General features: G+C 48.8%; 23 protein-coding genes. 10 read left to right on the top strand and 13 right to left on the bottom strand.

The genetic code is table 11. The features are described 5' to 3' along the window. Window positions 1-1,020 (bottom strand): tRNA dihydrouridine synthase, encoded by a 1,020-nt coding sequence (locus ACJJI0_RS08640; protein ID WP_444885530.1) that lies wholly within the window; start codon window positions 1,018-1,020, stop codon window positions 1-3. Between the two features lie 590 nt (window positions 1,021-1,610). Here ACJJI0_RS08640 and ACJJI0_RS08635 point away from each other — a divergent pair. The 4 genes from ACJJI0_RS08635 (at window position 1,611) to ACJJI0_RS08620 (ending at window position 5,811) form a co-directional block, all read left to right on the top strand. Beyond that, complete coding sequence (locus ACJJI0_RS08635; RefSeq protein WP_252085251.1) at window positions 1,611-1,844, top strand: OadG family protein; 234 nt, start codon at window positions 1,611-1,613, stop codon at window positions 1,842-1,844. A gap of 56 nt (window positions 1,845-1,900) precedes the next feature. Beyond that, on the top strand, window positions 1,901-3,688 hold the full coding sequence (gene oadA, locus ACJJI0_RS08630) for a sodium-extruding oxaloacetate decarboxylase subunit alpha (protein WP_444885529.1): 1,788 nt from the start codon (window positions 1,901-1,903) through the stop codon (window positions 3,686-3,688). 19 nt (window positions 3,689-3,707) lie between these two features. Next, the gene (locus tag ACJJI0_RS08625; RefSeq protein ID WP_444885528.1) at window positions 3,708-5,024 is read left to right on the top strand and encodes a sodium ion-translocating decarboxylase subunit beta; all 1,317 of its coding nucleotides are present in this window, start codon (window positions 3,708-3,710) and stop codon (window positions 5,022-5,024) included. Window positions 5,025-5,349: 325 nt separating this feature from the next. Further along, the gene (locus tag ACJJI0_RS08620) at window positions 5,350-5,811 is read left to right on the top strand and encodes a THO complex subunit 7 family protein (protein ID WP_444885527.1); all 462 of its coding nucleotides are present in this window, start codon (window positions 5,350-5,352) and stop codon (window positions 5,809-5,811) included. A 107-nt stretch (window positions 5,812-5,918) separates the two neighbouring features. On the opposite strand, the gene ACJJI0_RS08615 is transcribed toward ACJJI0_RS08620, so the two are convergent. The 7 genes from ACJJI0_RS08615 to ACJJI0_RS08585 form a co-directional block, all read right to left on the bottom strand. Beyond that, window positions 5,919-6,644, bottom strand: coding sequence for a YoaK family protein (locus ACJJI0_RS08615; RefSeq protein ID WP_444885526.1), 726 nt, complete (start codon window positions 6,642-6,644; stop codon window positions 5,919-5,921). 190 nt (window positions 6,645-6,834) lie between these two features. After that, window positions 6,835-7,134 (bottom strand): alcohol dehydrogenase catalytic domain-containing protein, encoded by a 300-nt coding sequence (locus ACJJI0_RS08610; RefSeq protein ID WP_444885525.1) that lies wholly within the window; start codon window positions 7,132-7,134, stop codon window positions 6,835-6,837. A gap of 459 nt (window positions 7,135-7,593) precedes the next feature. Then, window positions 7,594-8,127 carry a hypothetical protein gene (locus tag ACJJI0_RS08605; RefSeq protein WP_444885524.1) on the bottom strand — a complete coding sequence of 178 codons (534 nt, stop codon included), beginning with the start codon at window positions 8,125-8,127 and terminating at the stop codon, window positions 7,594-7,596. A gap of 360 nt (window positions 8,128-8,487) precedes the next feature. Then, window positions 8,488-9,012, bottom strand: a complete 525-nt coding sequence (locus ACJJI0_RS08600; protein WP_444885523.1) for a hypothetical protein — start codon at window positions 9,010-9,012, stop codon at window positions 8,488-8,490. Between the two features lie 276 nt (window positions 9,013-9,288). Beyond that, window positions 9,289-9,858 (bottom strand): hypothetical protein, encoded by a 570-nt coding sequence (locus ACJJI0_RS08595; RefSeq protein WP_444885522.1) that lies wholly within the window; start codon window positions 9,856-9,858, stop codon window positions 9,289-9,291. Between the two features lie 305 nt (window positions 9,859-10,163). Next, the gene (locus ACJJI0_RS08590; RefSeq protein ID WP_444885521.1) at window positions 10,164-10,811 is read right to left on the bottom strand and encodes a type 1 glutamine amidotransferase; all 648 of its coding nucleotides are present in this window, start codon (window positions 10,809-10,811) and stop codon (window positions 10,164-10,166) included. 1 nt (window position 10,812) lies between these two features. Beyond that, on the bottom strand, window positions 10,813-11,460 hold the full coding sequence (locus ACJJI0_RS08585) for a hypothetical protein (RefSeq protein WP_444885520.1): 648 nt from the start codon (window positions 11,458-11,460) through the stop codon (window positions 10,813-10,815). 133 nt (window positions 11,461-11,593) lie between these two features. Between ACJJI0_RS08585 and ACJJI0_RS08580 the strand changes: the two genes are divergently transcribed. After that, window positions 11,594-12,496 (top strand): LysR family transcriptional regulator, encoded by a 903-nt coding sequence (locus ACJJI0_RS08580; RefSeq protein WP_444885519.1) that lies wholly within the window; start codon window positions 11,594-11,596, stop codon window positions 12,494-12,496. A 42-nt stretch (window positions 12,497-12,538) separates the two neighbouring features. Here the strand turns inward: ACJJI0_RS08580 and ACJJI0_RS08575 are convergent, their stop codons facing one another. After that, window positions 12,539-13,156: a hypothetical protein gene (locus tag ACJJI0_RS08575; protein WP_444885518.1), complete on the bottom strand. Its 618-nt coding sequence runs from the start codon at window positions 13,154-13,156 to the stop codon at window positions 12,539-12,541. Between the two features lie 238 nt (window positions 13,157-13,394). Here ACJJI0_RS08575 and djlA point away from each other — a divergent pair, with 238 nt between their 5' ends. The 3 genes from djlA to ACJJI0_RS08560 all read left to right on the top strand — a co-directional run bounded on the left by djlA (window position 13,395) and on the right by ACJJI0_RS08560 (window position 16,166). Then, window positions 13,395-14,177 (top strand): co-chaperone DjlA, encoded by a 783-nt coding sequence (gene djlA, locus ACJJI0_RS08570; RefSeq protein ID WP_252085261.1) that lies wholly within the window; start codon window positions 13,395-13,397, stop codon window positions 14,175-14,177. Between the two features lie 162 nt (window positions 14,178-14,339). Next, window positions 14,340-14,648, top strand: a complete 309-nt coding sequence (locus ACJJI0_RS08565) for a BolA family protein (protein ID WP_444885517.1) — start codon at window positions 14,340-14,342, stop codon at window positions 14,646-14,648. A 612-nt stretch (window positions 14,649-15,260) separates the two neighbouring features. Then, entirely contained in the window at window positions 15,261-16,166 is a 906-nt protein-coding gene (locus tag ACJJI0_RS08560) for an OmpW/AlkL family protein (RefSeq protein ID WP_252085263.1), read from the top strand. A 103-nt stretch (window positions 16,167-16,269) separates the two neighbouring features. Here ACJJI0_RS08560 and ACJJI0_RS08555 read toward each other — a convergent pair whose 3' ends face one another. The 3 genes from ACJJI0_RS08555 to recQ all read right to left on the bottom strand — a co-directional run bounded on the left by ACJJI0_RS08555 (window position 16,270) and on the right by recQ (window position 20,144). Then, complete coding sequence (locus tag ACJJI0_RS08555; protein WP_252085264.1) at window positions 16,270-16,542, bottom strand: hypothetical protein; 273 nt, start codon at window positions 16,540-16,542, stop codon at window positions 16,270-16,272. Between the two features lie 123 nt (window positions 16,543-16,665). Beyond that, on the bottom strand, window positions 16,666-18,177 hold the full coding sequence (locus tag ACJJI0_RS08550; protein ID WP_444885516.1) for a CoA-acylating methylmalonate-semialdehyde dehydrogenase: 1,512 nt from the start codon (window positions 18,175-18,177) through the stop codon (window positions 16,666-16,668). A gap of 161 nt (window positions 18,178-18,338) precedes the next feature. Next, a complete protein-coding gene (gene recQ, locus ACJJI0_RS08545) occupies window positions 18,339-20,144 on the bottom strand; it encodes a DNA helicase RecQ (RefSeq protein WP_444885515.1) in 1,806 nt (601 codons plus the stop codon). Between the two features lie 163 nt (window positions 20,145-20,307). On the opposite strand from recQ, the gene ACJJI0_RS08540 reads away from it, so the two are divergent. Next, a complete protein-coding gene (locus ACJJI0_RS08540; protein WP_444885514.1) occupies window positions 20,308-20,739 on the top strand; it encodes a hypothetical protein in 432 nt (143 codons plus the stop codon). Window positions 20,740-20,741: 2 nt separating this feature from the next. Here the strand turns inward: ACJJI0_RS08540 and ACJJI0_RS08535 are convergent, their stop codons facing one another. Next, window positions 20,742-21,542 carry a glutaminyl-peptide cyclotransferase gene (locus tag ACJJI0_RS08535; RefSeq protein WP_444885513.1) on the bottom strand — a complete coding sequence of 267 codons (801 nt, stop codon included), beginning with the start codon at window positions 21,540-21,542 and terminating at the stop codon, window positions 20,742-20,744. Window positions 21,543-21,551: 9 nt separating this feature from the next. On the opposite strand from ACJJI0_RS08535, the gene ACJJI0_RS08530 reads away from it, so the two are divergent. Then, entirely contained in the window at window positions 21,552-22,184 is a 633-nt protein-coding gene (locus ACJJI0_RS08530; protein ID WP_444885512.1) for a DUF502 domain-containing protein, read from the top strand. The last annotated feature ends 43 nt before the right edge of the window (window positions 22,185-22,227 follow it).

Here is a 22,227-nt window from a genome sequence, read left to right as displayed (position 1 = left end):
TTAAGCGGCTGCAATAGCTTTCTGGTTAATGATTTCCTGGGGTGACTCCAATTCCTGGGAAAAAATGGCTTCAATAGCCTCAGCCTCGCGCAGGTGTTTAAGTTTCTCAAAAAATACCTGGGCCTCTGGAAACGCGAGCTTGAGATAGGCGAGCCACTGCTTGATCCGGTTACCCAGATACTTGGCCGGGTAGACTTCCCGGGTAATTTGATAGTAACCCCAGAGTAACTCGACAATCTGTGGCCATGCCATCGGCTGATATTCTATTCCGGCGCAGAAGGCCTTGATTTGCAGTCCCAAATCAGGCCTTGCCAACAGGCTGCGGCCAAACATAAAGGCTTGGCAACCGGTTTGCTCGTGGCAGCGCTGAAATTCTGCCAGTGTCCAGATATCGCCATTGGCGACTACTGGAATTTGTAGTTTTTCCCGAATCTCACCGATATATTCCCAGTAGGCCGGAGGCTTGTAGCCATCGACTTTAGAGCGAGCGTGAACCGCCAACTCATTGGCTCCACCGGCGGCTGCGGCCAGGGCATTTTCCATATAGGTGGAGCGGTCGTTGAACCCCAGGCGGATTTTCGCGGTGACAGGGATGTGATCCGGTACGGCTCGGCGCACAGCGCCGACAATCGCCTCTACCCGATGCGGGCTTTGCAATAGGCAGGCGCCCCCATCGCTGTTATTGACCGACTTGGCTGGGCAACCAAAATTCAGATCGATCGCCTTTGCCCCCACGGCAACGGCTTTGGCGGCATTGATGCCCATGGCCTCGGGATTGCCGCCCAGAAGTTGCAAGCGTACCGGGATATCATTGGCCGTTTTGGCGCCTTCCAAGAGCTCCGGACACAGACGAGTAAAAACCCTGCGGGGTAGGCGGGTATCGGTAACACGCACAAATTCGGTTACACAGATATCGACTCCGCCAATCGTTGAAAGCAGTCTGCGCACATGGTGGTCGATAACACCTTCCATGGGGGCCTGGTAAATCTTCGGCTGCAGGGAAATTGTCTTATCGGTCATAAAGTTGGAAATAGGAAAAATTGGTGTGATGTTGGCGCATATTCTATCAGCAAGTGATCGCTATTCCGTAACAATGATCATTCGGCTGGTAGTTTTAATAGGAGATTTGAACTCAAATTCGAGTGTGTTTGCACCAATAAAGGGCGCAATGAACCATGCGCCACCGTTGCCACTGAAACCATTAAGTGTTTGATTTTAAAAGCAACTTGTATTGATAATAGAAAATTGACTGCACTTCCATGCTGCAGAAGAACCCTCCGGCAGTAGATAGTATGGTTACTTGTCGGGGTGGAACCGCCAACGAGGTTGTATTTGCCCTGCTTGAAGACTAGATTGCCGGGCGTAAATGGGTTGCCAGTCAGGCAGGTTACCAATTAGATCACTGCGCTCAGTCGCAGAATTTTGGGGATTGCAGTTGGGGTGGCTTGGTGTTGGTCAAGCTGGGAATTGTGCGGAAGTTTAGCGGTGCTGTTTGGCAGTTTTTATAGGCGCCCAAGCAAAGTGGCTGCTTAACATTAAACGGCCACAGGCAGAAGAATAATCGCCCGGATATTAACCTTTTATTATCCGAAGGCTTAGGGGGATACAGAGTGCAAGATACGCTACTTCAACAGGGGTTGGACATTACCCTGTTCGGTATGGGAATTGTTTTTACCTTCCTGCTGTTACTGGTGATAGGCACCGGTATCATGTCCCGAATTATTACTCGCCACTTTCCCGAAGCGGAGCCAGTCGCCACTCCGCCCGCTAGCGGTAACGATGACAATGCCCGCTTGCACGCCATTATCAAGGCGGCCATCGAACAACATCGAAAAAAACGTTAATCGCCAAATTTCGCTTCACTACAACATCCAATAATTTCTGCCGAGAGAGATAACCCATGACTGAGGTTAAAAAGCCATTGGGGATTACCGATGTAGTCCTGCGTGACGCCCACCAGTCACTATTCGCCACCCGTCTGCGACTGGACGATATGCTGCCGATTGCAGAAAAGCTCGATCAAGTCGGCTTTTGGTCGCTGGAATCTTGGGGGGGCGCCACCTTCGATGCCTGTATTCGCTATCTCGGCGAAGACCCCTGGGAGCGGATTCGCGAATTAAAAAAAGCCATGCCCAACACCCCGCAGCAAATGTTGTTCCGTGGGCAAAATATTCTGGGATATCGCCACTACGCCGATGATGTCGTGGAAAAATTTGTTGAGCGTGCCGCGGTCAACGGGGTTGATGTCTTCCGCGTATTCGATGCCATGAACGATATGCGCAATCTGAAGACGGCCCTGGCAGCGGTAAAAAAACAAGACAAGCACGCTCAGGGCACTATCTCCTATACCGTGAGCCCGGTACATACCATGGACTTGTGGGTAGAGCTGGGGCGCCAGATTGAGGATATGGGGGCGGACTCAATTGCCATTAAGGATATGGCCGGCCTATTGCGCCCCTACGAAGGCTACGAGTTGGTAAAGCGCCTTAAAACGGCGGTGGATATTCCCATCCATCTGCATTGCCATGCGACTACGGGTCTTTCTATTGCCACCGCTCTCAAATGTATCGAAGCGGGAGTCGACAATATGGACGCCGCCATCAGCTCCATGTCCATGACCTATGGCCACAGCCCCACGGAAACACTGGTTGCCATGCTTGAAGGCACTGAGCGGGATACCGGTCTGGATATTAATCTGCTCGAAGAAATTGCTGCATATTTCCGCGAGGTGCGTAAAAAGTACGCGAAATTTGAAGGTTCCCTTAAAGGCGTGGACTCGCGTATTTTGGTGGCCCAAGTGCCCGGTGGCATGTTGACCAATATGGAAAACCAGCTGCGCGAGCAGGGCGCCGGTGAGCGACTGGATGAGGTACTCGAAGAGATTCCCCGCGTACGCCAGGATCTTGGTTATATCCCCCTGGTAACGCCCACCTCACAAATTGTAGGCACCCAGGCAGTATTAAATGTGCTGACCGGTGAGCGCTATAAATCTGTCTCTAAAGAAACGGCAGCTGTTTTGAAAGGGGAATACGGCGCGACCCCTGCCGAAGTGAATCAGGAGCTGCAGGTGAAGGTATTGGAAGGCGCAGCGCCAGTGACCTGTCGCCCTGCGGATTTGATCGCTCCAGAGTTGGACAGGCTCACCTTGGAGTTACAGGAAAAAGCCGGGGCAGAGGACATTGCCCTGACCAATGGCGAAGGTGAAATTGACGATGTGCTCACCTATTCACTCTTCCCACAAATCGGCCTCAAGTTCCTGAAAAATCGCGGCAACGCCGATGCCTTTGAGCCAGTGCCTACTGGCAACGAAAATGCCGCAGTGAAAAATGACAACGGGGAAGAGGTGTATACGGTCACTGTGGAAGGCCAGAGCTACACCGTGACAGTGGCCGATGGTGGCGATCTGACCAATATTGCCCCGGTAGGTGCGGCCGCCCCTGCAGCCAGTCTAGCCAGTTCGGTTCCAGCCACTGATGGTGAGCCGGTCAATGCGCCCCTAGCGGGCAATATCTTTAAGGTGATGGTGATGCCTGGTGACAAGGTCAGCGAGGGCCAGGCCATTATTGTGCTCGAAGCCATGAAGATGGAAACCGTAGTGAGTGCGCCGCGCAGTGGCAATGTTGCCAGCGTAGCGGTAAAAGAGGGCGATTCCGTGGCGGTGGGTGATGCCCTGCTGTCTATCGCATAGATTGGGGTAGGAGTCGCAAGTGGATAATTTACTCACGCTTTGGCAGTCCTCAGGCATCGCACAAATGATGCCGGGGCAGCTGGTCATGATCTTTGTTGGATTGGGGCTGCTGTTTCTGGCTATTCGCAAAAACTTTGAGCCACTGTTGCTGGTGCCAATTGGCTTCGGCGGTATCCTGGCCAATATTCCCGGAGCAGATCTGGCACTCTCTGCAGCAGAGACCGCATTGGCCCAGGGAAATGCAGCAGTTCTTGCCCAAATGGCCCAGATCTTGGGGTTGGATGCTGTTGCCAGTCTCGAGGATTTAAAAGCTGCCCTGGGTGCTGCCCCGGCTGCGGTGCAGCTACAGGCCGCAGAGTTTGCCAGCGATGCCGGTTTCAGCAACGGCATGCTGTATAACTTTTATTCTGTGGCTATTGCTTCGGGTGTCGCGCCGTTGGTGATTTTTATGGGGGTGGGGGCCATGACCGATTTTGGCCCGCTGCTCGCTAACCCGCGTACCCTGTTCCTGGGTGCGGCGGCACAGTTCGGTATCTTTGCCACTGTACTGGGTGCTGTCGGACTCTCAGTTGCGGGGATTATGGACTTCTCCATCGCCGATGCTGCGGCTATCGGTATTATTGGCGGTGCAGATGGCCCCACAGCAATCTACGTTTCCAGCATTTTGGCCCCTGATTTGCTGGGTGCGATTGCGGTAGCAGCCTATTCCTATATGGCATTGGTACCCATGATTCAGCCACCGATTATGCGCGCACTCACTACTGAGCAGGAGCGCAAAATCGAGATGGTGCAGCTGCGTCATGTAAGCAAGCGCGAGAAAATTACCTTCCCGCTGTTGCTGCTGATTCTGGTTGCCCTGTTCCTTCCCGCTGCAGCTCCGCTGTTGGGAATGTTCTGTTTCGGTAATCTGATGCGTGAGTGTGGTGTGGTGTCTCGCCTTTCGGATACTGCTCAGAATGCGTTGATCAATATCACCACGATTTTCCTAGGTCTCTCGGTCGGTTCGAAACTGGCTGCAGATAAATTCCTTGACCCCAAAACTCTGGGAATCCTCGCCCTGGGTATCGTGGCGTTTGCGATCGGTACTGCCGCAGGGGTATTGATGGCCAAGCTGCTCAATGTATTCAGTAAGCACAAGGTAAACCCACTGATCGGTTCTGCCGGTGTATCTGCCGTGCCCATGGCTGCACGGGTATCCAATAAAGTGGGGCTCGAATCCAATCCGCACAACTTCCTGCTGATGCACGCTATGGGCCCGAATGTGGCTGGGGTTATTGGCTCTGCGGTTGCTGCGGGAGTCATGATCAGCATGGTACGCAGTTTAACCGGCAGCTGACTTATCCCACAAAAGCGATTCCTGACAAGGCGAACTTCGGTTCGCCTTTTTCTTTGATAAAATTTAAAGTGGAATATGGCTGTATTTGCAAGGTATTTGTCAGGAATATCTATTTACCTGTTTGATTTTCGATGGATAGGCAAACAAAATACGGCTCCCTAGATCCCTGAATACTTTTAAATGGCTTCTTACTACATATTCTCTCAAGAGCTGCGTAGGTAGTATTAATGGGTGCTCGATACGATTCATTTTGAGTTAAGGTTTTTTGCGCTATATTCCTTCCCGATTTTGGCTTGTAATAAGAAATTTTACTGGAAGTAAGACCATGCGTAGTTTGCCGCTTTTAATTTCCCTTGCTCTGTTCTCCACTCCTGTACTGGCCCACGACAATCATCGCACCGCGGAAGATCTGCACGAGATTAAAAGAGAGATGGTAAAACTTCGCAAAGAAGTACATGCCCTGAAGGATGAAAATCAAGAGGCGGATGAAATGCGCAAACTCAAGAAAGAGGTTGTCAGGTTGCGCAAAGATATTCGCTCCATGCAGGATCTGATTGTGGACCTACAGGCCCTGGTAGAAGGTCAATCTAACAATGCCCAACCAGATGTTGTTCTCCATCCAGTAAAGGAACGCCCCAGATGGGCCTGCTATATGAAAGATATGCGGGCTGGCGGTATGCACTCCAAAGGGTTTTCTGAGGTAGAGGCCAAAGGCAAACTACTGGAAACCTGTTCTACACGGGGCGGTGTTTGTTTTGAAAATAGAATTACCTGTTCAGCTGAGTAGTATTGGATTAACTTCAGTTTAAGGGGGCGGAGAGGGGGTTGTGCGCAATGGAGTTCCACAATACCGCCTCTTCAATCTTATTGGAAAAAGATCACTGGCTCACTACCTTATGAGTTGGCTTTAGGCGACCTATCATATCCCCTGCTTAATAGCGTCGCTAATAAAATCAGCAATACTGGTAATACCAGAGAGGGATATCCCCATAACTGATAGCCGATAGTGCCGAGAGTGACACCGGAGATAAAGCTGAATATCACCCCGGAATAATATTTGGCTTTGGTGAATGCCTGAGGATAGGGTGTATCCTCCGACTGTCTTTTTGTTCGGTAGTTATCCAGTATTTCAAAAGCCGCAGCGAAGAAATTAGTGGCGTTCCCTGTCATAAAGTGCGTGGGTGCCTTCTTGTTGAGGACCCTGAAAAATATAGTGCTGTGAAGAGACATAGCGGCAATTGCAAAAAAAGAAACAAGGAAAGTGTTTGCGGCGTATGGCGAGGTAAGTCTTCCTGCATAGCTGCCAATAACAAAGAAGAGAAATATCAGGCCGCTCTCTATAAAGAGCATAATAGTTGCTGTGTTCTTTTTTTGGAAATTTAATCTCTTAATCAGATAGATCCAGAAAATTTGCAGTACAATAAAAGCTGAAAGAATAAAGAGTTTAATAATGTAATTGGGGTTGTTGATGGCAAAGTCGGTAATCGATAGCACAATTGTGCCAGTAATAAAGGTAGTAAAGCTGGTAAATAGACCCAAAACGCAGATTGCTTCCGCAAAGCCTGCAACAAATGCGAGGATATGTTCGATATTTATTGTGACCTGAGGCGCTTCATCCATGCTGTAGTGATCTCCAGTTGCGTGATAAGTTTCGGCTGATGTTGCCTGTTTCTGGGGGCCTTTAGGTGCAAGCGCCAGGAAAATCTTACCGCCGGTTTTAATGTTAATTCCTTTTTACGTACTTTAACCACATTTTGTTCATTGGCTACGGCGTACTTACTAAAGGAAGATTGCCCAAGGGAACGGTCGTTTAGCGTCCTCCCCCGCTGGTCGGAAAACGCATGGCAACCATCGGTCCGAGGTCTATAAAAGTTCCGATCGAGAAAATTATATAGCAGGCTGGATGACCAGAAATACACTCCCTGCAACTACTGTATAAAAGAAAAATAAGGACGGCATGATCCTCCGGAGTCACTTTGATTATCCAATCTTCAACCGCTTCTACAATTCCCGCCCACTCATAACCGAATACAATAGGATGTGCTACTAAATAGTTTTGATCGCGGGCAATTGCGTCGGTGTGGCAGGTGCCAGTGGCGACAATTCTCACCAACCTTTACTTTTCAATTAGTTTTGTCGGTCTTACCTGCTCTAAAACAAAAGGGCTGCCAGGCGATCTTGCCGCGGCCGCCGTAAATGCATTTCCCACTTGATCAATCCCTGCCACTTTTCCCTCGTTTATTAAAGTGTCGCAATGCTTAAAAAGATTGTGTTAAAACGTGTCAGATTAATTGCCTGGTTTAAGGCTAGAGTGGGGAGGCGAGGTGGCCAAGGCAATAGTTGGCTAGTCATTACTTGTGGTAAGTCATTAAATAGAGGAAAGCTTTCGGTAGGCCATTTGAAGGGTTTTAATGCCTGATTTTTTGGGCGGAATCTATGTAGCAAAAATTTCTTGCCCGCTATTTGAAAATGATGCGGCCCTTACTGATTGCCTAAGATTTAATGAACGCTAAATCCTAGCCAACGGTAGAGGGCCGCTCAATAGGCATATGTTTTTATGCTGAAAAATTTATTCAGCCATAACTGTAATTAGCAGCGCGCCCATAAATGGGCCCTCAGCTGCTCTACCCTCCCACTGGGCGGGAGGGATGGTAATATCAAACCTTGCATTATCATCTGCACAATTGTTTGCTTGGAGGATGTTTCCTGACACGGTTTGTCCGGCCTGAACCATTTGGCTCTGCCCTTGAGTGCTATTTACAAATCCGACCTCATATGACATTGGGTTTGCACCGGCAACGCTGGATTGGAGCAAAAAGTTTGGATCACTACCAGGTTGTTCAAACCTGATGCCGAACATATTAAAACCACCAGTTCCAGCAACACAAAATGTATCCGAGCCAAACGCATTATCTCCTGATCCTGCAGGTGGCGCTTGGATAGGCACATTATCTACGTTGTCTATTTGAATGGCGTTCATATAAGACAGTGTGATCATGCTTTGCGCACTGGCTGTGGTTTGAGATAGTGCAGATGTCGCTGAACAGAGCGTCAGGCTAAATAAAGCGGTCGATAAAAATGTCTTGGAGGTGAAGAGGTTCATCAGATACTTCCTTGCGTAAAAAACAGCAACGCTTCTGTTGAGAAAAAACCAAAACACATGACAAGCCTAGAAGCTTGATGGGGAGGCCTTGGTCTAAAAATAATAGCTGCTAATCCTGGGGTGTGAATTGAAAGGGGTGATTTCAAAAGGTGGGAATGATGATTGTTAGTCGTTAGTGGTCGTTGTTTTATTTTTTCGGGTGATTTTTTAAGGTGATACTGCACCAGGGGGCTGGTGCAGTCTTATTTTGTATTCATGTTTGGAATATTTTATAGGTTGAGTTTGAGGTTGGTTTCTTTCTGCTTAAAAACGTTTGCTTAGGTTTATATCCTGCTTCGCTGTGCCAAAGAACTATCGGATTTATTCCGATTCCACAGTGATCAATAACCTGCCCCTAAATGGCGCCATGCCTGCCACAGGCTCCCACTCTGAAGCGGGCACTAAAACGTTGAAAAGTGCATTGTTATTCATGCAGTTGTTTGCTTGAAGCGTATTATTGGTGATAGGTACGCCAGGTAAAGCTGCAATTGGAGCCCCCCCCGAGGTAGCATTTAGAAAGGATACTTGATAGTTTAGTTCTGCTCCTTGCCTACCTCGCAGGGTAAATGGTGTTCCAGGGCCTGTGCCTAAACCTGTAAATATAATACTGAAGGCTGGGAATCCATCGCCGGCAACACAGAATAAATCTGTGCCCTGGGCGGGGGCTCCAGGAGTTGGGTTGAGGTTTATATTGTCTACATCTTCTATTGTAATGAATTCATTGATTGTGAAAGAGATTATACTTTGTCCGCTACCCTGTGCCTGTGATAGTGAATATGGGGATGAGGTGGCTGTGAAAAAAAATAAAATTGCTAGCATGGATTTTTTTAGGGTATAGAAGCTCATTGAGAATTCCCTTTAGTAAGAGCAGTGGCGTCTCTGTTATATTGACGGTTAATGATGAATAAGCACAGGGTTCGGCCAATAATGTGTATCTAAAGCTTTTGGTGGTTACTTTTAGAGAGTTTTGAGTGGGGTGTTTTTAAATGGTGCTTTTGAGTTTTTTGATAAATGTAGGTGGTGTTATTAATATTTTTCATGCGGGTCTAATCCAATCTTTCCTTATGGTCAATGGCTGCACCAGAAATGAGTCCTGGCGCAACCAACAGCAAAAAACGAAAATTATTCTGCAGTTACCGTTAACTGCAGCATGCCAGTAAATGGACCGTCTCCCTGTCTTAAATCCCATTCAAAAAAGGGAATTTCAATATCAAATTTCGCATTGTCATCCACGCCTGGGTTTGCGCAGACACTTGCTTGTAGCATGTTCCCTGGGATGGGCATATTGGGTGTGACGGGTATTCCAAAGCCAGGGCTCAGATCATTTTTAAAAAACACGTTGTAAAAAATTGGCCCAGTTGCATTGGCGCTTTCCAGTCTAAAGTCTGGGCCAGTGGTGGATGGGTTGAAAAACTCAATAGTAAAGTTGTTAAATCCAGTGCCGGCAACACAGAAGAAATCTACACCTACTGCTGGGTTCGGGGCTACGGGGTCTGCAATGGTGACAGGGTCAACAAAAGCAATATCAATTGTTTCCATAAAGGTCAGCGTGATCATGCTGATTTCGAAGTCTGTGGCTTGGGATAATGCCGTTGAGGAGGAGCCAAGCGCTATCCCAGCGGCGGCTATAGAGGCCAATAGTTTGGGGGTGAAAATCTTCATTTGTAACTTCCTTGTAAAAAACAATAACACTTATATCAAAGTGCCAAAGCAGTTTGCGAAAGAGATATAGTCAGGGTGCTTTGGCTAGAAAATGATAGCCATAAAAAATAAAAAGGTGGTGTTTTGGTTGTGCTTTTAGAAATAAATAGGGAAGTATTTACTAGTGGTTGAGAGTGTTTTCCTACTTTTTAAATATGGTTGTTAGCCATTTTAATAACGTTGGTCTTGGTTTGGTTGTGGTGGCAATCAGGTGGGAAGGGTTAACTAGTTTATAGGAAAAATTTCTTATTCTAAGAAATCGCCAGATATAATTTAGGCTGTAATCTATTTAAGAGTCATTTGTTTGACAGTTCTTTAATAAAGTGCTGGTTTAGTAGCTTAAAGAGCGCCTTGCGACTGGCGCTGTGATTGTTCACGCTGGAACCGTGTTTCTGGAAGTGCTCTGGGAAAAGCCGTACGACCTGTTGTTGTGACCACTCCAAGTGGAATTGTAAACCGAGTACGTTTTCTCCATATAGAAATGCCTGATTCGGGCAGAGCGCAGAACTGGCCAAGTGCTTGGCGCTTTTAGGGATGTCAAAAAAATAGCTGTGTGCTTGGAATACTTTGTTTAAGGTTAGGGCTTCAAGTGTTGTCCAGTGGATTGGGTGCCAACCTAGTTCTTCCTGCTTCATTGGTTTGATATCGGCACCCAGTGCATGAGCAAGAATTTGTGCGCCAAGACAAATGCCCACAATGGGGACTTGCCGATTAATAATACTTTTTACCCAGTGTATTTCATCGGCAAGCCAAGGTAGAGAGATGTGATCTTTTACGTTCATCATACCTCCTAAAATAATCACTCCTCTAAAGCCCGTATTGGGTAATGTTGAGATCTGTGGGTTGATAAGAATTGTCGGAATCTGGCGTTGACTCGCCCAATCTGCAATATATCCAGGCCCTTCATGTTCTTCATGCTGGATAATAAGAATTGGCTCTTGCATTTTATTGGAAGTCCCGTGTTTCCAAATAAACTTGTCGACGAAAAGCAATACCTGCTTCTTTGAGAGCTTCAGGCCAATTTTTTTCTGATATAGGAAGTTTGCTGCCGGTATCTATGGATTTGGATACAGTTGCTTTTGCTGTAACTTCGACGATTTGGTCAAAACTTGGCGGGGAGGCTATTTCATGAATAAGTAGACTCGTGTCGCCCAGATGCACCAGGCGGTAATGACCATTCTTTTTACGGGAAAGGGGTAGGTCTAATAGCTTGTCGGTTACCGTGAATTCTATCGAGCTAAGCAGAATTTTGCCTTTTCGCTCAAAGTGGCCATTAAATACTTCGCCGCTAAAGAGGCCTAACTTACCGTTGCGCAAATGGTTTAAAGAGAAAACTTCAGGCTTGAGAGAGATAAGCGGCGTGTTCTGGGTCAGATTCATCATTTCTTTCTTATTTTTAGATTCCAAAGCAAGAATAAGCTGATGGCCGTGGCGTTTACCGTGAAGAGGCATATGCGATGCAATAAGTTGCCCGTTAACTGAAAATAACGCCATTCCGTGAGTGCCAATGGAATCGTCTGCATAACTGATTGTGGAGATCATGGCTAAGACAGCTGTGATGGTAATACTCCAGAGCCTATTAAGCGTGATCATAAATTATTCAGCTCCTGATCTTTACGGGTTAGCGGCAGGGTTTGCTATTAAACCTCTGCGTACTTGGCAGCAAGCGATTCTAGACGTACATTAGTTACGAATCGATTCATTTTGGGTGGCTTTTGATTCCAATATGGAAATAGAAGATCTTGAAAAATTCCTTGTTATTGCCGCGACAGAAAACCTGCAGCGCTCGGCAGACCGTTTAGATACAACGCCAGGGGCCTTAAGTAAGGTTTTACGTCGCCTGGAGACGGCGCTGAATACTCGTGTGTTCGATCGGGTAGGTAAGCAAATCCGACTCAATGATGCTGGTCGCCGGCTGCAAGATAAAGCGGCTGAAATCACTTCCATTGCACGCCAGGTGCACTTTGAACTGGGTGAGCTAGGAAAGTTTTCGGAGTGTCGGATAGCAGCTCCAGCAGTCTTGCAATTGACTTGGGCTGCTTTTATTCAAAGCAAGCTGGCAGAGGTCCACCCAAAAGCCTGCCTTTCATTAACTTCCGCCTATGAATCCTTGGCCCTGAGAATGTTGGTTAGGGGAGAGGTGGATTTGGCCATGATTACCGGTGCGCTGTTGGGGCAGGTCCCCGCCCAGATAGCAACGCGTAAGCTGGGTACAGAAAGCTTGTGTGTTGTCGCGGGCCCCGGCCACCGATTGGTTTCTGGGGAGTGGGCAAATGCGGAAGTGCCAATCGAAGTTGTCCAGCAGTATCCCTTTGCGGCCCCTAGAATCTCTCCTTTCTGTGGCGAGGAAAGGGGTATTGGCAGTGATGGGTGGGGGGATAACCTACCTGTACGTAAGGTCCAGGTTGTGGTAAATGATTACGGTGTATTGTGCGGCCTGGTAAAAACAGGACAGTTTCTTGCCTTATTGCCAGAGGGGCTGGCAGAGGATATCGGTGGGGCAAAAATCGATGTTGCTGGCAACTTTACTGAGCCCAGAGAAGAGATTTTTATTGCTTGGCGAGGGGGAAGTGATGGCTGGTTAGAGGATTTGGCTCAGGCCCTCTCAGGAATTGAGGGGCTCAATTAGCGCCCCTCTTATTTGGCTTTACCAGGGGTTAACTTTTAGGGGTTAACTAGAAGGTGCCTGGGGTGGGCAGGGCGTTCCCGCGGCTATCCAGCCTTTCAATGCTTCAACTAGCTTGCCGTGGGGGATATTGACAGGTTCTCGTTTACCCCCAGGGTTCCATCCCCATAAAGCTAGGGGGTTCTCACTCATAAACAGCATCAATTGCTCTGGGGAGCGGCCGCCATTGTCCTGGGGGGTGGTTAACAGCGCACAGATTTGGGCCGAGGACATACGAGACCAATTAAGGGTTATTGGAGCTATGGCCCAGCCGGGTGCACCGGGTGCGCCTGTCACGGGATTGTTCTGGTCAGAGTGACAGTTACTGCAGCGCATTGTCCCCATCCCCATATTTTCGGGTCCTCGCTCAACCCGGGGTACATGGGGTGAGCCCTGATTGATAAGTGGCAATTCCAGCTGGTGACAGTTTAAGCAGCGGGGGTGCAGGAGAACTTCGACTATCGTCTCCCAGTCTTGATGGCCAGTATTATCAACCTGGGAAGTTTGTGACTGGCTATCCTGACCGGTAGTGTCCTGTCGGTTTCCACATCCTGTAAATACCAGTAATAAAAGAAGACTTATTGTTATGTGGCGCAATAAGTCTACCTCTTGCCGCAGTTTCATTTAGCTGTTCCTCATTTCCTATGAGAATGCCCTGTACATCATTGTGGCAGATAGCGGGGGACTGTTAGGCAACTAAATGTACCTGGCAGTGATCGAAGTGACGGCTTAATGTGAGGTTCATTTGACCTTCTGGTCACGCCTATCCGTTGACGCTCTCTTACACGTGGTAAGATAGGCCGGATATAAATGTTTGATTTAGATGACAGTGGAGCGCTATTTGGCGCTCAGAGGAGAGAATATGTCCTGGTTAGGGGCGGGTATAGGTGCCGGATTTGGTTTTATGTTTGGGGGCCCTATTGGTGCGGCCTTGGGTGCCTGGATAGGTAGCTCCTTTGGTTCAGGCCTCAAACGCCTGGGTAATGCCGCTGCGGTTCTGAATAGGGAAGGGGCCCAGAAAGTTTTTATCGTTACCCTGTTTTCCATGCTGGCGAAGATGGCTAAGGCGGATGGCCAAGTATCCAAAGCAGAAGTTCAGCTGATTGAGGATTTTATTCAGAATAATCTTCGTCTGGGCGCTGAGGATCGCAAGCATGCCATCAAGATTTTTGAGAATGCGAAAACGGATAAGTACAGCATTTACGATTACGCCAAACAGTATCGGATGTTGGTGCAGAATCAGGCGATGCGGGAAATGGTTTATCGCCTTCTATTTGCAGTGGCGTATGCTGATGGTGAATTACATGCTTCTGAAGAGGTAATTCTCAGGAAAATTACAGCGGATCTTGGTTTACATGAATCGCTTTTTGATGCCATGCAAAATCAATTTGGGCATGGGAGGGGAGGCAGTGCTTCCGATCTTCAGCAGCATTACGCAGTGCTTGGTTGCACTGAGGAAACTAGCGATAAGGATTTAAAACTGGCCTATCGCCGCAAAGCTGCTGAGTATCACCCTGATAAGATCGCTTCCAAGGGGCTTCCAGAGGAGTTTATGCGCCACGCTGAAGATCAAATGAAGAGTATCACCGTTGCGTATGAAGCAATTGTTGATGCGCGAAAGAGTAAGGCAAAAGTTGTCAGTTAATCCTGGTGTGGTATCAGCGTATTAGAGCTTGCCAAACGGCGGGATAACCTGCGGGTAATTTAGCGGTTTGCTCTGGCTAGATATTACATAGGTTGATTGTTTCAGCTCAATTTCTGAATTTAAACCCCTGCATAATCATCTGGAACACTGCGAAGAGAGTTTATGAGTCTTGCAAAGCAAATTGAAGAAAAGTTAACTGCCAATTTCCATCCCCAATTTATTGAGGTTCAATGCGAAAGTCATTTGCATAATGTCCCGGCAGGATCTGAAATGCACTTTCGTGTGGTGCTTGTGAGTGAGGTTTTTGATTCCGTTCGGAAAGTCCAGCGCCATCAAAAAGTCTATGCAGCGCTTGCGAATGAAATGGCTGGCCCGATCCACGCCCTTGCTCTTCATACTTATGCGCCGGATGAGTGGGATGGCGATGCTCCAAAAAGTCCTGAATGCCAGGGTGGTAGCAAGAAAGGGTAAGTAGCAGCAGAGTTTAGCGAGCAAACTCTAGAGTTTATTTGCGAATTTAACCTACTATTTCTTGCAGGTTTTAGTGGCGCTCCTTCCTCAGAAATACGCTATGGGTTGGGGCGTTTGAGATCAAAAAGTTGGCAGGAGTTCCACTGGATTGAATAGCCTGAATCCCTTTCGCCAGTAAAGTCACAATTTCCTTGTGTATCTGTTTGTTGTTTCTTATTTACCTTTTACCGGCTAATTAACCTCTGTGTGCGTCCAGTTGGATTTTACTTCTCCCGAAATATCATAACTTGGCGCTTTTCGGCGTCTTTGTCTTTTTCTTTGAGTGAGAATATTTCAGCTCCTGTTCAAAACAGGTTGTGGAATTCGAAGCAGTGCACGTTGTCCAAATTTGCAGTGCAGTAATAATGGGTGTCGTTGGTTTTCTTTTGGAAGCAACACCAATATGTGAATTTCAACGACAAAAGATATTTTGTGTGCCATAAAAACGTAGAATTATATTTGAGCGCCAACATTTGTTTGTTTTTTCTACATCTGTGATTTCGTGCGACTAGACTGACCATTGATTGGGCTGATTGCTGTTTGATCTGCTGAATATCAATGGAGTTACCACAAATGAAGATGACGCGTATTCTGATCCCCGTTATGACGCCCCTCGCCTTAGCAATCTCTAGTGTCGCTTCGGCAGGACCTGCTGGCTATGCCCCACCACCCCCTCCTCCTACCCAGGAGTTTAAGATACGGATTGGCGGTTCATACTGGTCACCAAACTCAGACAATGTAACCTTTGCTGATCGGTGGCTGCGCTTTTACGATGACGATGATTATGATGATGACTATCATCGTTTCCGTGATTGGGGGGCTTTCCGAACCAATCTTGATCCAGATGGCGAGTGGGGTTGGTTTATTAATGCTGAATGGAAGCCTATCGATCACTGGAGTGTTTCACTGAGTTACCAGCAAGGCGATCGCCATACTGGTGGTAGTCGTGATCCCTGGCTTTATCGTTTTTGGGATGATGACTGGGATGACGATATATTATTTGATCGTCGTCGTCGCGGTGATTTTGCTCGTTGGAAGCCCCAAACGACTGCTGCATACCTGAATTGGTATCCACTGGATCCCAGCTGTTTGGTGCAGCCTTATATTGGTATAGGTATTAACTATACCGACTTTAGTGATGAGCGCCTAAGACACTGGGGCTTCTGGCATCGTAACGATGATGATGATCTGGTTTTCCGTGACTGGGATGGCCGTGTGAATTTTGGCGATAGCTGGGGTTATACATGGCAAATTGGTGTTGATTTCACCTTTGGTCACGATAGTAGCTGGCTGATCAATCTGGCAGCTATTTACTATGATGTCACTACCGATGTTGAAGTAGATACCTTCTATCGCAACTTCCGTGATGATGATGATGACTTCGGTCGCTTTTGGGAGCACAGATTCGGTGGCGACTACGAGTTTGATCCCTGGGTGTTCCAAATCGGTGTAGGCTATAAGTTTGATTTCAACTGGTAATCACTCTTATCCTTTGAAAAGGGGCGCGTTGCGCCCTTTTTTATTGTTTTTATAAACACTTGGAGGGTGAAGTTGAGGTTATTCTGCGTTGTGTTTAGCGACTTTAACCCAACCTTCTTCCGTACCTGCTGCATTTATTTTTTCTAAATTTGTCTCGGTATTTTCGAATTTTTCCTTTCCATTCATCCATTTTTTTACCTGATCCGCCCTTTTTCCTTTTTTCCTGGTAGTGCTCAATTTTATTGCTCCAGCTTTGGCACTGTTTCAGCGTCGCACTCTGGGCTAGAGCTATAGAAGATGTAGAGAGCGTAAGCAAGAAAAAAGGTAAGGCTGAAAATACTTTTATTTTTGTTTTTTTATTGGTTCTTTGAAACATATCTATCTCCTAAGATTGCTGGGCTTATGTTATTGCCGATACATCAAGGGAGGCTTGATTGTTTAGATGGGGAAGGAGTGCTTAAACGGTTAGAGGGCGGGTATCCGCCCCTAACTTTAATAATTAGCCATTGCTTGGGAAACTGTATTGTGCTCCCTCTCTCACCCCACTTGCCGGCCAGCGCTGGGTGATGGTCTTACGCTTGGTATAGAACCTTACAGAATCAGGTCCATAAGCGTGCAGGTCCCCAAATAAGGAGCGCTTCCAGCCGCCGAAGCTGTGGTGTGCAACAGGTACTGGCAAAGGCACATTGATGCCGACCATGCCTACTTTAATGTTGTCACTAAAGTAACGGGCAGCTTCCCCATCCCGAGTAAATAAACAAGTACCGTTACCGTACTCGTGAGCATCAATGATATTCATCGCTTCCTGCATGGTATCTACACGCATTACGCAGAGGACGGGACCAAAAATTTCACTGCGGTGTATCGCCATCTCCTCGGTAACACGATCAAATAGGCAGGCTCCCAGATAATTGCCACTTTCGTAGCCTGGAACCTTCATATTGCGGCCATCTACTACCAGCTCCGCGCCTTCTTCGATACCGGCACTGATTAAGCCTTCCACCTTGTTTAGGTGTGCTTGGGTAACCAAAGGTCCCATATCGTTTTGGTTGTTCATGCCATCGCCAATCTTTAGTTGGGCAATTTGCTCTTTAAGCTTTGCTACTAAAGTATTGGCTGTATCGTCGCCTACTGCGACGGCTACGGAAATTGCCATACAGCGCTCGCCACAGGAGCCGAAGGCAGCACCCATTAAAGCAGCTACCGCATTGTCCAGGTCAGCATCCGGCATTATGATGGCGTGATTTTTTGCGCCACCGAAGGCCTGAACTCTTTTGCCGTGGGCAGTACCTGTGGTGTAGACATATTCCGCAATAGGAGTTGAGCCTACAAAGCTTACCGCCTGAATACGCTTGTCGGTTAGCAATGTGTCCACGGCCTCTTTATCGCCGTTAACAACATTTAAAACCCCGGCAGGGATACCGGCCTCGATACCCAGTTCGGCGATAAATAGGGCGGAGGAGGGGGTGCGTTCAGAAGGCTTTAAGATAAAGGTATTGCCGCAGGCAATCGCCATTGGCCACATCCATAAAGGCACCATGGCGGGAAAGTTAAACGGGGTGATTCCCGCACAGACGCCCAGAGGCTGGAATTCACTCCAGGAGTCAATAGCCGGGCCTACATTCTTACTGTGCTCGCCTTTGAGCATCTCTGGTGCAGAGCAGACATATTCAATGTTCTCGATGCCCCGCTGCAGTTCACCCATGGCATCATTAAGCACTTTGCCGTGCTCCAGAGTGATCAGCTCGCAGATCTTCTCCGCATTTTCTTCCAGCAGGTCGCGCAAGCGGTACATGATGCGTACACGCTTTGCTGTGGGTAGATTGCGCCAGGCGGGGTAGGCAGCTTCTGCGGCAGAGATAGCCTCTTCAACGGTAGCTTTGCTGGCCAGCGCGACCTTGCCGATTATTTCATTAGTTGAGGGATTGGTTAGGTCTTGTAGGCGAGGGTGCTGGGCCGAATCGTCGCTGGCAGATGGCTTGCCATTAATCAGGTGACCAATAACTTTCATGGTTTCCTCTCGTTGGGGATTTATACGTTATTTTTTACCTCTTTGTGCCTTTGTAACACAGGTAACCCCAGGTGGGAAAATTCATCAGTTGTTGTAGCCCGAAATAGAATGGACCTCTTGTACCGCTTTAATTTCTTACTAATTTAATGAGTTTTTGGTCCTTAATCATGTTTGGGGAAGCCCCTAAGTACGGCGAGAAAAGCATCGCCGAAACGTTCCAATTTGCTATCGCCAACACCGGAGACGGTCAGGAGTTCACTGTGGGTTTGCGGGTGTGCTTTAACCATTCCGCGCAAGGTGGCATCGTGAAAGACGACATAAGGCGGTACCCCGCGCTCTTCGGCCAGTTGTTTACGGCAGCTGCGAAGTGCTAGCCAGAGGGGCTCCTCTTCTGGCTCTAGATCTTCTAGAACTGCCGTATTTCGGGTTTGCGCGCGAGGGGCTTTCTTGGGGAGTTTGCGCAATTGCAGTTTTTCCTCTCCGCGCAGTAATGGGCGGCAGTTTTCTGTGAGTTTGAGCCCCTGGAATTCACCTTCAACTTCCAAATAGCCTCTTACAATCAATTGGCGCACCACAGCCTTCCACTCACTGCCGCTGAAATCCTTGCCAATACCGTGGGTAGTGAGCTGGTCGTGGTTGAACTTGCGAACCTTTTCATTATCCGAGCCCCGCAGTACGTCAATGACATGACTGGCACCAAAGCGTTGTCCTGTGCGGTAAACGCAGGAAATCAACTTGATAGCGGCTTCGCTGCCATCCCAGGTAGCGGGTGGCTCCAGGCAGATATCACAGTTGCCACAGGGTTGCTCGAGAGTTTCAGCAAAATAATGCAATAGTGCCTGACGTCTGCAGCTGGTCATTTCGCATAGCCCCAGCATGGCATTGAGGCGTGTGCGTTCATGGCGTTTGTGCTCTTCACTACCTTCGGAAGATTCCACCATCTGTCCGAGTTTGACTACATCTTCCAGGCCATAGAGCAGTAATGCTATAGAGGCCTCTCCATCGCGCCCCGCTCGCCCGGTTTCCTGATAGTAGGCCTCGACGCTTTTGGGCAGGTCTAGATGCACAACGAAGCGCACATCCGGCTTGTCGATACCCATACCGAAAGCAATGGTTGCGACTACGATTACTCCTTCCTCGCGTAAAAAGCGACGCTGATGTTCTGCGCGGGTTTCCGCCGGCAGGCCCGCATGATAAGGCAGGGCGGTATAGCCCTGCTGGCTGAGCCATTCGGCGGTATTTTCCACTTTGGCGCGGGACAAGCAGTACACGACGCCTGCTTGGCCTTCTTGTCCATTTTTTAGAAATTGCAGGAGCTGTCGTCGCTGGTTGTCCTTGGGCTCGATCCGGTATTGGATATTCGGCCGGTCGAAACTGCTCACAAAGTGCCGAGCGCTTTCCAAATCGAGGCGCAAGGCAATCTCCGCGCGGGTGCGTTTGTCCGCCGTAGCAGTCAGCGCTATGCGCGGTACTCTGGGAAACTGCTCGTGCAAACAGCTGAGTTGCAGGTAATCAGCGCGGAAGTCATGGCCCCATTGGGAGACACAGTGAGCCTCATCGATGGCAAACAATGAGAGTTCTACTCTCTGGAGAAGAGCCAAGGTTCTGGGTTGTAGCAGGCGTTCCGGGGCTAAATAGAGCAAGTCGAGTTCGCCGTACAGTAACTGGCTCTCAATGGCTTGAGCCTCTTCATAAGAGATGGAAGAATTGAGGTAGGCGGCTCGAATACCGGCTTCCTGTAGGGCTTCCACCTGATCCTGCATCAGGGCAATTAATGGAGAGATCACCACGCCGCAGCCGGGCCTGGCCAAGGCAGGAATCTGGTAGCACAGAGATTTGCCGCCTCCAGTGGGCATAAGTACCAGGGCGTCATCGCCGGCCATTAGTGTATTGATTACCGCTTCCTGAGGATCGCGGAAGTGGGTATAGCCGAAGACGTGTTCGAGAATATGTTGTGGGGAATTCATGGCGGCGGAGTATACCCCGTGTAGCGACTTTGTGCGGTGGGTTTTAGGATGGGGTTGCCTTGAAATACCTTGCAATGGCAGCTTAGGAGTTGTGACTGAATTCACGGGTTATAATCACATCTCACCCCGCATCTCATCACAGCGATCGCCTAAGGATAGGTCTATGCGCACATTGATCGTGCTTTTTGTGTTGTGGTTGACAGTTCTGGCCGGGCTTTCTGGCTGTTCCTCTAGTGCTCCGCGTAGTTTTGCGCAATCTGTTGTAGCGGATACTCATCTGGGCTGGCGGCCAGCACCGGAGAATCAGTTAGTTTTCTCCCTGGCGACAGTTTCCGGTGTTGCGCAGGTTGAGCTACAGCCGTTACCGGAGCAATTTACTCTGGTAACTTTGGAACTCCCCGGCATGCGCAATGTGGAAGGGATTCAATGGCAGGGTGAAGAGGGGGAATCCACCATGCTTTACGATGGGCAAGCCGGGCTTGATGGCGTCAGCTTGCAGAGTCGTGATCATGGCTTTCGGCTGCAGTTGCAGCTCTCTTCTATGGACTACTTGCGCAATGGTGGTGTGCTGACGGTGATAGACCGCAGGCGCTAACTTTATTGGACTGCGCTTTTTCTAAACCCCAGCCCTTCAGGCCGGATCAGGTAGAGTTGTTTCCAAAATTTTCCTGTTACCCAGAGCCCATTTCGCTTCTTATCCCAGGCGATCCCATTGGCAACCGTGTCAGGGTGTTTACGGACATCGGGATTTAACCGATTCAGGTCAACAGCACCGTGCACTTCTCCGCTTATGGGGTCTATGGCGATGATGCGGCTGTCTTGCCAGATATTGGCCCAGATCAGGCCCTCGGCGAATTCCAGCTCATTCAGATTCGACCAGACCTCCCCGGCGCCATGTACCTTGAGCTGGCGCTTGACTTCAAAAGTATCTGGATCGCGGTAGGTCAGTTTATTACTGCCATTACTCATAATCAGGGACTCGCCGTCACTGGTAAGGCCCCAACCCTCGCCGTTGTATTGCTTAACCTCCAAATGTTGTAGGTTGCTGGCATTGTAAATATGCAGCTCACCGGCTTTATAAGTCAGTAGGTAGAGCTTATCGCCCAGAACAGTAAGACCTTCGGCAAATAGTCTGCCCGGCAACCACTTTCGCCTTACAGGTTTTTCACTGGGGTCGGTATACTCGGCAAGCCAGGAACGACGGTAAAGGCCACTGCTTTCCCACCAGCGCTGGCCATCGAAATAAAGCCCCTGGGTGAAATGATTCCCACCACGTTGACGCTCCTCCAGAATGGAGAAGGGGGTTGCCTTCAATTGTGCTTGTGCTGCTATTGGCAGCAGGCAGGACAGGCAGGATAAGAGCAGCAGTATGTAGCTGCGGATAGTAAGTCGGTACATCAATTATTTATGACCAGAGTAAAAACCTTTGTCACCTTGACCCTTTTGGGTGGTTTGGCGGTAGTGCTGCCCATCGCAATCTTAGTACTTTTATTCCAGTGGCTGTTTGGCCAGGTCAGTGAAATTGTCGCCCCCGCCGTTACCTGGCTGGAAGCCCATACGGAGTTTAAGGATACCCTCGCCAGACTTGTGGTGATAGCACTGATTCTTGGGGGCTGTTTCTTGATTGGTCTATTGGTAAAGACCAGCATTGGTAACTGGCTACATCGCCATGTTGACCACTGGCTCGGTCGCCTGGCACCTGGGTATAGCACTATTAAAGATTTGGTTGTGCAATTTATTGGCGGTGGTGGTGAGGGGGTACTTTCCGGGCCTGTGGCTCGGGTGCGTATCCACGGTGCAGATAATCCGCTTGCGGTAACGGCGATTGTGACTTCTCAGCATGCCAATGGTGAGATGACGGTTTACGTGCCAACGGCTCCAGTACCCACTTCGGGTTTTGTTTTCCATGTGCCGGCGGAGTGTGTGGAAATACTGCCCGGTGTTAGCGTTGAGGCTGCCATGAAAACCATCGTGGCCTGTGGCGCCGGTAGCGCTAGCCTGCTGGCCCCACCGGGGAGGCCTCAGGCAGAGAAAGCTTAGGGAGGGGGCGTTTAAAAGCTTTGCGATAAGAGGAGCCTAAGCC

The organism is Microbulbifer mixtoriginis (SeqCode), from assembly GCF_052466695.1.
This window is presented reverse-complemented; position numbering and strand designations above follow the sequence as displayed.